The following is an 11,976-nucleotide window of genomic DNA, read 5'->3' on the forward strand; positions in this document are numbered from 1 at the left end:
CATGGAATCAGCAACGATTACGGTTGATCTCAACACGATGACATGGAAATATGAATAACATATCAATTTTTTTATTATCTTTGCAAAAAAAATGAAGAATATATTTGGAAAAGCCATGTTGCTGGCTACAGCGCTCTTGTTCTCTATCACAGGAACAAGTTGCAGCAGCGACGATTCTCCAGTTCCTGAAAAGGAGAAAACATACGATATGAGCGGTTTCGCTAAGGGAGCCGATGTCAGTTGGCTCACAGAAATGGAGCAGGACGGTGTGAAATTCTATAATCAGAATGGCAAGGCAGAGGAATGCATGTGGCTTCTTCGCGACCTTGGTACAAATGCAATCCGCCTTCGCGTGTGGGTAAATCCGGAAGGTGGTTGGTGCGGTAAGGATGATGTCATCGCCAAGGCAAGTCGTGCACAGGCGCTCGGCTATCGCTTGATGATTGATTTCCATTATTCTGATACTTGGGCAGATCCGGGAAACCAGAAAGTACCTGCTGCTTGGCAGGGTTATACTTTCGAGCAGATGAAACAGGCGGTAGCTAATCATACCAAGGATGTATTATCTGCCTTGAAAGAGAGAGGTGTCACCAACGTAGAATGGGTACAGGTGGGTAATGAAACCCGTGATGGAATGCTCTTCAGCAGCGATGAGGCTGTAACTGGTAAAGCGTCAAAGAATGCTGCCAACTTTGCTGCTTATGTCAATGCTGGCTATGATGCCGTGAAGGAAGTTTATCCACAGGCTAAAGTCATTGTGCACGTGGATGAGGGTAATAATCTCGGCCGTTATACCTGGCTCTTTGGCGAATTGAAGAAGAAGGGTGGAAAATGGGATGTCATCGGTATGTCACTTTATCCAGAAGATAACAATTGGCAGGAATTAACCACCAGTTGCCTGAATAATATCAAGACTTTATCAGAGATGTACAATTGCAATGTCATTGTTTCAGAGATAGGTATGTGGTGGGGTTCTGATCAGGCTGCGCCAATGATGGAGAAGATGGTGGATGGCTGCAAGGCTATTCCTACCTGCGAAGGTATCTTCTATTGGGAACCTGAGGTTTACAACAACTGGAAGCCTGCCAACTATAGTACTTTGGGTTGGGTTGCTTATACCAAGGGAGCTTTTGATAACTCCGGTAAACCAACTGCTGTATTCGATGCATATAAATAAGAATATTAAATAAAAGATATGATCAAGAAAAGCATTACTTTTATGTCTCTCGCCCTGGCGTTCTCTACCATGTGCCAGGCGCAGAGCAGAAAGGTTATCAATTTACCATCGTGGGATTTCTCCCGCGATGGCAAAGTGTGGTCTCAGGTAGCCGTGCCTCACGATTGGGCTATCTCGGGTCCTTTCGATAAGAAATGGGACCTGCAGATGGTGGCTATTGAGCAGAATGGTGAGAAAGAGAAGTCTGAGAAGTCAGGCCGCTCGGGTGCGCTGCCTTGGATAGGTGAGGGGATGTATAAGATGAACTGGACGGCTCCAAAGGGTTACAAGCGTGCCGTCTTGGTTTTCGATGGTGCCATGAGCCAGCCTGTAGTTACAGTAAATGGAAAGGAAGCTGGCAAGTGGGCATATGGTTACAATGCTTTCCGTATCGACATTACTCCTTTTATCCAGTTTGGCAAGAATAATCTGATAGAGGTACATCTTAATAATGTAGAGGAGAGTAGCCGATGGTATCCGGGTGGCGGTCTTTATCGTCCGGTATCTGTTGAACTGTATGGCAATGAAAACTTCTCTACCTGGGATACTTTCGTGCGTACTTTGAAAGCCAACAGGCAGGAAGCTGAAGTAGAGATAAATGCTCTTTTGGAAGGAAAGATAGGTAAGTCTGGCAAGACAGTCATCGCCTTGCTTGATGAGAAAGGTACTAAGGTAGCTGAGCAAACCATCCAGGGTGCTACTCCAGAAATCAAGACTACCTTGAAGCTGGCAAGTCCTCAGCTTTGGTCTCCGGAATCTCCTTATCTCTATCAGGTGAAGTTAACCCGATATGAAGGAAAGAAGGTGGCTGATATCCAGACCTTGAAGACCGGTATCCGTACCATCTCGGTATCCAAGAATAATGGTTTCCAGCTCAATGGCATTACCCGCAAGATCAAGGGTGTCTGCCTGCACCACGACCTCGGTCCTTTGGGTGCTGCAGAGAATAAAGCTGCGCTTATCCGCCAGATCAAAACGATGAAGGCGATGGGTTGCGATGCCATTCGTACTGCTCATAATATGCCTTCTACCATGCAGATGGAAATCTGCGACTCCCTCGGTATGATGGTGATGGCAGAGAGCTTCGATATGTGGATTTATCCTAAATGTAAGAATGGTTATGCCAAGTTCTTCAAGGAATGGAGCGATAAGGACATCACCAACTTGGTGAAGCATCATCGTAATCATCCAAGCATCATCATGTGGAGCATCGGCAACGAGATTCCTGAGCAGTGGAGCAAGGAGGGTATGGAGATAGCCAAGCATCTGCAGAACCTCTGCCATCAGTATGACCCTTCTCGTCCTGTTACTCAGGGAATGGATAAGGCTGAGGCTGCCCTGAAATCTGGCTTTGCTCAGGTGATGGATGTTCCCGGTTTCAACTATCGCGTACATAAATATTATAAGAATATAGGGCAGTTGCCTCAGGGATTCCTCTTGGGCTCCGAGACGGCATCTACAGTCAGCTCTCGTGGTGTGTATAAGTTCCCGGTAGAGGTGCGTGCTTGCAATAACAACCCATATCCAGATGGTCAGTGCTCCAGCTATGATACAGAATATTGTTCTTGGAGTAATCTTCCAGATGATGATTGGAAGATGCAGGATGATTACAGTTGGGTGATTGGAGAGTTTGTGTGGACGGGTTACGACTATCTGGGCGAGCCTACTCCTTACGATACCTACTGGCCAAGCCGCAGCAGCTACTTTGGCATCTGCGACCTCGCTGGCCTTCCAAAGGATAGATATTACATGTATCGTTCCCGCTGGAATGAAACTCAGCATACCACCCATCTTCTTCCTCATTGGAATTGGACAGGTCGTGAGGGACAGGTAACTCCGGTTTATTGCTATACAGATGGTGTGGAAGGTGAACTTTTCGTGAATGGCAAGAGTCAGGGTAGGGTTCGCAAGGATAAGTCAAGTCGTTTGGACCGCTATCGCCTCCGTTGGAACAACGTGAAGTACGAACCTGGTGAGATTCGCGTGGTTACCTACAATCAGTATGGCGACAAGGTAGGCGAGGACGTGAAGCGTACAGCCGGTGAACCTACCCAAATGAAGTTCAGTGTAGAAACTCCTGATCATGAGCCTATCGCTTGTATGGTAGAGGGCTGTACAGATGAGCACAATGTGCTTCTGAATGCTGATGGCAATGACCTCGCCTTTGTCACCGTGAGTCTCTTGGATAAGGATGGCAACGAATGTCCGCTTGCCGATGATGAACTGACTTTCGAGGTAACTGGTGCTGGAATCTTTAAGGCAGCATGTAATGGCGATGCTACTTCGCTTGAGCCTTTTACACAGCCACAAATGAAACTTTTCAGTGGTAAACTGGTAGTTGTTGTACAAAGTAAAAAACAGGTGGGTGATATCACGCTCAAGGTGAAAGATACCCAGAGAAATATAGAAAAGACGATGGTCTTGAAGTGTATTTAATTCTTTTTATGCCAATATGTTTGCAAGTATGCTTAATAATGTGTATTTTTGCACTTATGAAGTTGACTCTTAAGCATATTGGCATGTTTTTTATCATGCTTTTTTTGAGTTGTGCTCTTAATGCGCAACGTTTTGTTAATGTGGCTCTGGATGGGGCACAGACGGTTTGTTCTATCCAGCAAGACAGTCAGGGCATGATGTGGCTTGGTACAGAGAATGGACTTTACTGCTATGATGGTTATCATAGTTATAAGCAATATACAGAGCATACTTTTTCTAATACCCGCGTTTATGCAATGGCTGTAGATAGAGAGCAGTTATTTCTCGCTACAGACAAGGGTATGATGTGCTTCAATCTGCAATCTAATTCTTATGTACAGCCGTCTGCTGATGCAACAAAGGATAATGGAAGAAAAAGCACTTTGGAACAGAGAGCGATCCTCCTGAAATACAGACAGATAGTTTTTGGCAGCGAAGTATATGCTTTGCTGGATACACCTAAGGGATTGCTCGTGGGAACTCTATCGGGTTTGTATTCAGTAAAAAAGCAGGCTTTAAACGGAAAGAATTCTTGGGCGAAATTGAACAAGCAACGTATCCTGCTTCCCGACAGTCAGCAACCTCTTGTCAATGCCTTGGCTTACGATGCCAAGCGCCGTTGCTACTGGATAGGTACAGAAGGTGCCCTGTATTGTGCAGACTTACAACTGAAGAATTTTACCAGGATTTCTCAGTTGAATGGTAATTCCGTCAAGTGTTTGGCAGAAGAATCCAATGGCAATCTGTATATTGGAACAGATAATGGACTCTATCGCCTGTCTTTGGACAATTCCATTCTGCATTTCGAGCACGACTCCCGTGATGCTTCTTCCATTCCTAATAATATCGTCTGGTCTTGTTTTGTGGATAAGTGGCAGAATGTGTGGATAGGAACGGATAATGGTCTATCCCGTCTTTCCACGCATACTTATTTCCAATATACCTCGCTTGATAAGATCACTCTTTCGGGGGAAGGTAACTGTCTGCATGAAATTTGTCAGACCAGAGATGGAGAATGGTGGTTGGGAGGAACCAATGGCTTGATTCGTTTTGGAATGAATGCCAGTCAAAATGCATCGGATGGCAATGTTGCCTGGTATAAGCAGAACAGTTCGTCTTATCCCCTGAGTCATAATCGTGTTCGTAAAATCTATGAAGATCGCAAGGGGGACGTATGGGTATGTACGGATCATGGAGTCAACTACTACAATCGCCAAACCAAACAGATGCATAACTTTATCATCTGCGACAAGACTGGCAAATATTCTACAGCCTGGGCATACGATGTGCTGGAAGATAAGCAGGGCAGAATGTGGATGGCTTCCTATATGGGAGGCATCTTTGTCATCAGCAAGCAGAGACTTCTGTCTTTGATGACCCATTCTTCAGGTTCTACTACCATCGTGGCTGATTATCATTTCTCCGACCAAGGTAAGAATGCACTTTCAGGTTTGCATGTAGGACAGATGGTGATAGATGCACAAGGTATGGTTTGGGCTTCCAGTTTCAGTAGCTTGGACCGTATCAATCCGCAAACTATGAAGGTGGTTCCTGTTGAGCACAAGGATGATATCAACTATTTGATGGCTGATTCTAAAGGAAATGTCTGGGCAGGTGGAAACACAGAGGTAAAATGCTTTGTGATAAATCCTTCTGCCAACCACTCGCAGCTGGAGACGAAGACATGGAAGATAGGCGGAAAAGTGATTACTATGTGTGATGTGGATGGCAAGACCTGGGTGGTGAGCGGTAAGGAATGTTGTGTCATCGATTTGGGTGGCAAGAGTTCCCGTTTCAAGATTCCTTCTTCTATTGCTCCTTTAGCCATTTTCTATTCTAAGGCTCAGCACATGGTAATGATGGGTGGCAACGATGGCTATATCTGTCTGCGTGCCGATATGCCGATGGAGAAAGGGTTGCAGACCAAACTGATGTTGGCAGGTATTGTGGTCAATGGAAATCAATGGCAAGATGCAGCTCCTCGCAATATGAAGGAGTTGGAACTTGCAAGTGATGAGAATAGCTTTACCCTTCAGCTGACAGATCTTCCGTTCTCCGACCATCCTTCTGCTGTCTATGCTTATCGGTTGGAAGGTAGTGATCACGACTGGCATTATCTGAATAAGAAAAGGTTGGATATCAGCTATAATGGTTTGCCATATGGTAATTATCATCTGAAGGTGCATGTCGTGGATGGTGAGGGTAATATAGGAGCCGAAGTGTATTCTCTTGATATTACGATATTGCCACCATGGTATCTTTCCATTTGGGCAAAGTTAGTTTATCTTTTGTTGGCTATTGTATTGGCTTGGGGAATCATGAAGTTCTATCTGGTGCGTGAGCGCCTGACGGAGGAGCGCAGGCAGAAGGCTGAAATCCTGGAGCAGGTAGAGGCACGTATCAGTTTCTTCAATCGTCTGTCAGAGGATTTGAAGACCGCTGTGACTCATCGCTCATTTGATGAAATTCTGGAACTAACCAACCGTTATTTAGGTGTGAAGATAGAGAAAAAGGAGGCAGAAGAACCTGCTTTAAATGCTGCAGACCAACGGCTTCTGAAGGAGATTACCGAGACGATAGAGACCCACATGATAGACTCAGACTTCAATGTGACCACCTTGCAGGAGATATTAGGTATTGGAGGCAAGCAGCTGTACCGTAAGTTGAAGGCGATGACAGGAAAAACTCCTGTAGAGTATATCCGTGAACTCCGAATGAACAAGGCAGCCGTGATGTTGAAAGAAGGTAAGTTCAGCGTTTCTGAAGTGATGTACACGGTGGGCTTCTCCAACAACAGTTATTTCTCTAAGTGCTTCTCCAAGGCTTTTGGTATGACGCCGACGGAGTATATGAAGAGTTAAGTGAAGAATTAAGTGAAGAGTGAAGAACGAAGAGTGAAGAATTCAATAGTAATTAGGGTATGAAGACGATACAACCGATATTGACCATTACGGGTTCTGACAGTACGGGTGGTTCTGGTGTGCAGGCGGATATCAAGACGATATTCGAATTGGGAGGTTATGCCGTATCGGCGATAACCAGCATCACCGTGCAGAATACCCTGGGTATCCAGGAGTTCTTCGATATTCCTGCCGAGATTGTTTCGGGGCAGATAGAGGCTATCATGAACGATATGCAGCCCGATATAGTGAAGATAGGTATGATACGCAGGGTGGAGACGCTGAATGTGGTCATCGATGCCCTGACCCGGTATCGTCCTGCTCATATCATCTATGCTCCAGCAATCTGGTCTAGTCAGGGCGATGCGCTGATGACGGAGGATGTGGTGAGCCAGATCAAGTACCGTCTGCTGCCGCTCTGTTCGGTAGTCGTGGCGAGAAAGAAGGAGAGTGACATCATTCTTCAGAACTCCCGACTCCTGGAGCTTGCCGAGAAGCAGGGGCTCCGGATCTATCGCCTCGACAATGCCAATTCGCATGGTCTCATCAACCGTTTCTCTTCTGCCCTTGCCATCTATCTGAACCAGGGCAAGAAGATGGAAGAGGCGTTGGCGATGGCGCAGGATTTTATCAATATAGAACTGGCTAGGGAGAGCAATCTGCAGGGCAGGAGTTCTGAGCTTTACAACCAGTTTATCTCGCAGGTGAATAACTTCTGCCGCACCTATAGCGATGTGCATTTCTATGCCGACCAGCTGAATGTGAGTGGCCGTTATCTGGCGCAGGTTACCCGCCGTATCTCTGGCAAGACGCCGAAGGCAATCATCGATGAATACATCGTGAAGGAGATAGAGCGCGAGCTTTCTACCACCACGCATACGGTGCAGGAGATAGCCAACGCTTTCGGCTTCTCATCCCAGGCTCATCTCACCAAGTTCTTCAAGAAGATGAGAGGGGTAACGCCTTCTGCTTTCAGGCAACCAAAGCCTGTTAATTAAAATGAGTCTAGCCAAAAGAAATAATGAAATCCAGCCAACTGAGGAAATATCGAAAAAAGTAGTATGGTAGACCTCCCGAAAATTTTCTCCCGACGCATCACTTTGTGCCCGGAAATGGCAAAAAGTTGCCCCAGTAGAGGGCAATATTGTGCCATAGTTAGGCAATAAATGGAATGAGTCATTATTTTTTCTATTTTATAGTGCAGATAGTCTTTGTATTGCAGGGAAATGTTATATCCTTGCAACAATGTGATGACTATGATTGCCAAAATCGTTATACTATAATACCTTTTCATACCTATGCGTTTTGTTGTCTGATACTATAAACTGCAAAAGTACTAATTTATTTTTAAACTCACGCACTTTTCTACATCATTTTTACATAATAATCTAGGGGCAAATATTATGTAAAAATGATGTAAAAGGTTTGGCGGTTTGAGCAATTTGCCGTAATTTTGCACCGAGATAATTTTAATTAATATAAAGAGAAAATAGTATGAAAGAATTGTTGTTGTTGACTTTGTTGGCATCTTCGGCTACAGTTTCTGCTCAAGAGGTAGATTCTGTGAAAACTCAGCATATCAAAGAGGTGGTGGTCACTGCTAAGAATCACGTTGCAATCAAAGATGGTGTTTCATACACTCCAACTCCTGAAGAACGCAAGTCTTCATCTAATTATTCTGCATTGCTGGCTCGTATGATGGTGGCAGGATTGCATGTAGATGAATTTACAAATAAAGTTGAGACAAATTGGGGCAAGGAAGTTCATTTCTTTATCAATGGTTTTGAGGCTAGCGATTGGGAGGTGAAAACTCTTCGACCAAAAGAGGTGGCCCGTGTGGAATTCTTACAATCACCATCTGAGGCAAAATATAAAAACTATCAGGCTGTAGTCAACTTTGTATTGCGTGAATACAAATATGGAGGTTATGTAATGGCCGAGACTAACCAAAGCTTTGGTAACTATGATAGTGGTGATTATGATGTCGCAGGAAAGCTGAAGAAGGGACATATGACTTATCAGGCAATTGTGGAAGCATATTATAAAAATGCTCATGAAATAAGAGGTAACAGGAATATCACTTATACTTATAATGATGCTTCTACGCTTAACAAAAAGGTTGACTATGAGCAAGTTGAAAAGCAGCGAATTTATTCTACAGGTATCAGCGCCAGATATGATTCCAATAATCTGATTTGGTTGGTTCAAGCTGGTGTGAGATATAACAAAACTCCTGATATTTATACCCGACAGAACATTAGATACAATGAGTCTGAAGAGACTTCTTCTGTTTCTGATGCTACCTCTCAATCTCTTACGCCCTATGTGAGCTCACAATTCTATCTGGAGGGACTGCCTCATCGTGCTTATGTATATGGTGGACTTTCTTTCTCCTATAACCACAACAAGGGTAGCGAGGATTATCAATTAATGGAATCGGAAGGTCAAAGCATCATCAATGGAACAAGGGAAAATGCTTATTTGCCAAGCTTATGGCTAGGTTATGGATTGCCTGTTTATAAACAAAATTATTTGGTGTTTACTGCTCAACTCAACTCTGAGATTTATCGCACGAACTATTATGGAACCGCCGATACTTATCAGAAATTAGTGAACTCTTACTATTCCTTTGACTTAAATTATAATCATAAGTTCTCTAAAAAGTGGAGTGGCAGTTTGAAAATGTCCATACCTGTACAGAGTTATAAGGTTCAAGATGAACCAACGATGACAAAGGCTTATATTAATGGAGGCATGACGCTTAGTGGACGGTTTAACGAGAAGCATTCCGTTTATGTACAGGCTAACATCACTCAAAGTTCTATTAATCCTACTTACTACAATACAGTGGTGCGCCAGGACGATGAGGTGACAGGCAGCAAGGGTAATGCTGATTTGAAAACTGTACGCCAGGCCTATGCCCTTTTGTCATATACATGGATGCCTTCTAATTTGTTCTCTCTTAATTCATCCTTTAGTTGGGATAATATCATCAATGATATTGTACCTTATTGGCATGAAATAAATGGACTGATGGTAAAGGAGATGATTAATAGTGGCTCGTTCAATCCAATATATATCAATGTGACTCCATCTTTGAACCTTGCACATGGTAAGATTCGTTTGAGTTCTAAAGTTTCGTATGTGCATGAATGGCATTCCGGTCTGTTTCATATAAACAACGGTTATTGGGGACTATATCCTACCTTGTATTGCAGACTAGGAAAATTCTGGACTGTAAATCTCAATTACGCTTATAGTTCTGGAGAAGGATATATGCGTGGAAGTTCCAACCTTACTCGCTTCTCAGATAATTTGAAGTTAGGATTACAATATACCAAGGGAAATTTATTTGTTAAATTACAGGTTAATTCCCTCATACTTAAAAATGGTAATACGAAGAGTTGGCTTATCTCTGATTATATTGATAGTTATTCTTATCAAAGCCGTCCATGGGATAGACGCTATGTGTCATTATCTGCAAGTTATACTTTAGATTATGGCAAGAAGATTAATCATGGGAGCAATTTGAAATTTAACGGAACGACAAAAACGTCAGTATTGTAATTGTTTATGCGTAATATTAAGGTTGTTCACCAACATTTGCAAGCATGCAATGCGGTATCACCTGCTTGCAGATGATATGTAGATATTTCGACAGGGAATACTCTTTGGACTCTCTGTTGAAGATTTGTTTTGCAACAACGGAAGGTGTCTCCATGTTGGGCATCAATGAGGCTGCAAGAATATTGGGATTTCACTGGATAAGCACTCGCTCTAATTGATATCCAATCAAAGTCCAATTTGGAGCGAGTTTGTTTTGTTAACACATAAATAAATCTCTCTTGCAAAATCGCCAATGAAGCTGTAGAAAGACTTCGTTGGCGATTTCTCAATATATAATCTTACTCAATCATATTCTTGAGTATCCATTTCCTGAAGAATGGGTCTTCTATTTCATATCTGTCACTTCGGATGATGTAGCCTTTCTTGCTTAAACGCAATAGGGCACTGGTCATCGTGCTGGTAGGTTGGTTCCTGTCTTGTGCAGGATTGTTGCCCTCGCAGATACTGACCATTACATACTTGTCTGTCTTATTGAAATTCAACCATAAACGTTCGTAGTCTAAATCATGAGTTGTTATGATGTCTTCTATGGCGAGTTGGAGTACATCCTCGTTTTTGCCAGCTTCCAGGTTGTTCCAAACTGCGAATGAAAGCTGTTGCGTGTAGTATGGATGGCAACTTGTAAAGGCCAGTATCTCGTCTGCAATTTGAGTAGGCTGCTCTGATACATCTTTCAATCTGTCTGCAATATATGATTTGAAATCTTCGTATGGAATCTTGTTGAGTCTCATCAGCATTCCAAAATGATAGAACGGAGACTTCACACGTTCAAAGATATCTGTCATCATCGATTCCTGGCTGCCCAGAAAGATGTAATTGATGTCTGTCTGTTCCTGCATGATGGAACGGAGCTGCTTATCCATGTTTTTATCGATTTCCAGGATGCTTTGAAACTCGTCAAAGACAACAATCAGTTTGTTTTGAGGTGTAGAAACCTTCTGAATTGTATTTAAAACATCTTCTATTGCAGTTGTTCCATTATCGGTTGATGGTTGGAATGAAACCGATAGCTCGTCTGTCATCGGGTTCATGTTGATAGAAGGAATGATGCGGAAGTTACGAAGATAGTGCTTCATCTTTTCCAGTTTGAATTGATTGAGCAGTTCCTTCAGAAGCTTTGCCGCAAAATCTTCTTTGCTGAGCACGGCTTGCATATTGAGCCATAGGTATGGTCGTTGGGTTTGGACAACAGCCTTTTTTACGAGACTTGATTTACCAAAACGTCGTGGTGACATAAGAACAAGGTGGTTCTCGCTCTTGAGAAACTGTACGATGTAGTCCAGTTCTTTCACTCTGTCTGTAAAGTATGGAGCATCAACTAATGAGCCAAATTTAAACGGATTTTCCATAATCGAAATTTTTCGTAACGAAATTTTTCGCAAAGATACGAAAAAATAAAGATGCTTAGAAGATAAACTCCTTTAAATTATTATTGTTTAACATCTTTCGGCTTGAGTGTAGCAAACTCGGTATTGCCCAGTGTCTTCTCGCTGCAGCCACGGAAGCTGAGCACATGAGTCTCTGTATCTACGGTGTAGGCACCTATGTTTATCATACGAGAATTGCTGAAGTCTTTGCGCTTGGCATAGCGGTTTACCCATCCCAGAAACTCACGGCTGTCGAAAGGCTTCTTATATAATAATTTAGGGGGCAAATATTATGTGAGAAATGATGTAAAAAGTTTGGTGGTTTGAGCAATTTGCCGTAATTTTGCACCGAGATCATTTTAATTTACTGAGCCTACTTTCAACAAGCCTT

8 protein-coding genes are annotated in these 11,976 nt (G+C 43.1%); 6 read left to right on the plus strand and 2 right to left on the minus strand.

Annotation, left to right across the window (positions count from 1 at the left end):
* Positions 1-91: 91 nt before the first annotated feature.
* The 6 genes from KUA50_RS13705 to KUA50_RS13730 all read left to right on the plus strand — a co-directional run bounded on the left by KUA50_RS13705 (position 92) and on the right by KUA50_RS13730 (position 10,376).
* On the plus strand, positions 92-1,177 hold the full coding sequence (locus KUA50_RS13705) for an arabinogalactan endo-beta-1,4-galactanase (protein ID WP_218455934.1): 1,086 nt from the start codon (positions 92-94) through the stop codon (positions 1,175-1,177).
* Positions 1,178-1,195: 18 nt separating this feature from the next.
* The gene (locus KUA50_RS13710; protein ID WP_218455935.1) at positions 1,196-3,652 is read left to right on the plus strand and encodes a glycoside hydrolase family 2 TIM barrel-domain containing protein; all 2,457 of its coding nucleotides are present in this window, start codon (positions 1,196-1,198) and stop codon (positions 3,650-3,652) included.
* Positions 3,653-3,708: 56 nt separating this feature from the next.
* The gene (locus KUA50_RS13715; protein WP_218455936.1) at positions 3,709-6,552 is read left to right on the plus strand and encodes a two-component regulator propeller domain-containing protein; all 2,844 of its coding nucleotides are present in this window, start codon (positions 3,709-3,711) and stop codon (positions 6,550-6,552) included.
* Between the two features lie 59 nt (positions 6,553-6,611).
* A complete protein-coding gene (locus KUA50_RS13720; RefSeq protein ID WP_218455937.1) occupies positions 6,612-7,589 on the plus strand; it encodes a hydroxymethylpyrimidine/phosphomethylpyrimidine kinase in 978 nt (325 codons plus the stop codon).
* A gap of 496 nt (positions 7,590-8,085) precedes the next feature.
* Positions 8,086-10,158: a hypothetical protein gene (locus tag KUA50_RS13725; RefSeq protein WP_218455938.1), complete on the plus strand. Its 2,073-nt coding sequence runs from the start codon at positions 8,086-8,088 to the stop codon at positions 10,156-10,158.
* Between the two features lie 71 nt (positions 10,159-10,229).
* Positions 10,230-10,376: a cysteine peptidase family C39 domain-containing protein gene (locus KUA50_RS13730; protein WP_256624098.1), complete on the plus strand. Its 147-nt coding sequence runs from the start codon at positions 10,230-10,232 to the stop codon at positions 10,374-10,376.
* 120 nt (positions 10,377-10,496) lie between these two features.
* On the opposite strand, the gene KUA50_RS13735 is transcribed toward KUA50_RS13730, so the two are convergent.
* Together KUA50_RS13735 and KUA50_RS13740 are read right to left on the minus strand one after the other, a co-directional pair.
* Positions 10,497-11,567: an AAA family ATPase gene (locus KUA50_RS13735; protein WP_218455940.1), complete on the minus strand. Its 1,071-nt coding sequence runs from the start codon at positions 11,565-11,567 to the stop codon at positions 10,497-10,499.
* An 80-nt stretch (positions 11,568-11,647) separates the two neighbouring features.
* Entirely contained in the window at positions 11,648-11,872 is a 225-nt protein-coding gene (locus KUA50_RS13740; protein ID WP_218455941.1) for a hypothetical protein, read from the minus strand.
* Positions 11,873-11,976 lie beyond the last annotated feature (104 nt).

Source organism: Segatella hominis, from assembly GCF_019249725.2.
GTDB lineage: Bacteria > Bacteroidota > Bacteroidia > Bacteroidales > Bacteroidaceae > Prevotella.

Coding starts and splice junctions, on each gene's coding strand:
- KUA50_RS13705 (WP_218455934.1), top strand. CDS start 92: ATGAAGAATATATTTGGAAAAGCCATGTTGCTGGCTACAGCGCTCTTG.
- KUA50_RS13710 (WP_218455935.1), top strand. CDS start 1,196: ATGATCAAGAAAAGCATTACTTTTATGTCTCTCGCCCTGGCGTTCTCT.
- KUA50_RS13715 (WP_218455936.1), top strand. CDS start 3,709: ATGAAGTTGACTCTTAAGCATATTGGCATGTTTTTTATCATGCTTTTT.
- KUA50_RS13720 (WP_218455937.1), top strand. CDS start 6,612: ATGAAGACGATACAACCGATATTGACCATTACGGGTTCTGACAGTACG.
- KUA50_RS13725 (WP_218455938.1), top strand. CDS start 8,086: ATGAAAGAATTGTTGTTGTTGACTTTGTTGGCATCTTCGGCTACAGTT.
- KUA50_RS13730 (WP_256624098.1), top strand. CDS start 10,230: ATGATATGTAGATATTTCGACAGGGAATACTCTTTGGACTCTCTGTTG.
- KUA50_RS13735 (WP_218455940.1), bottom strand. CDS start 11,567: ATGGAAAATCCGTTTAAATTTGGCTCATTAGTTGATGCTCCATACTTT.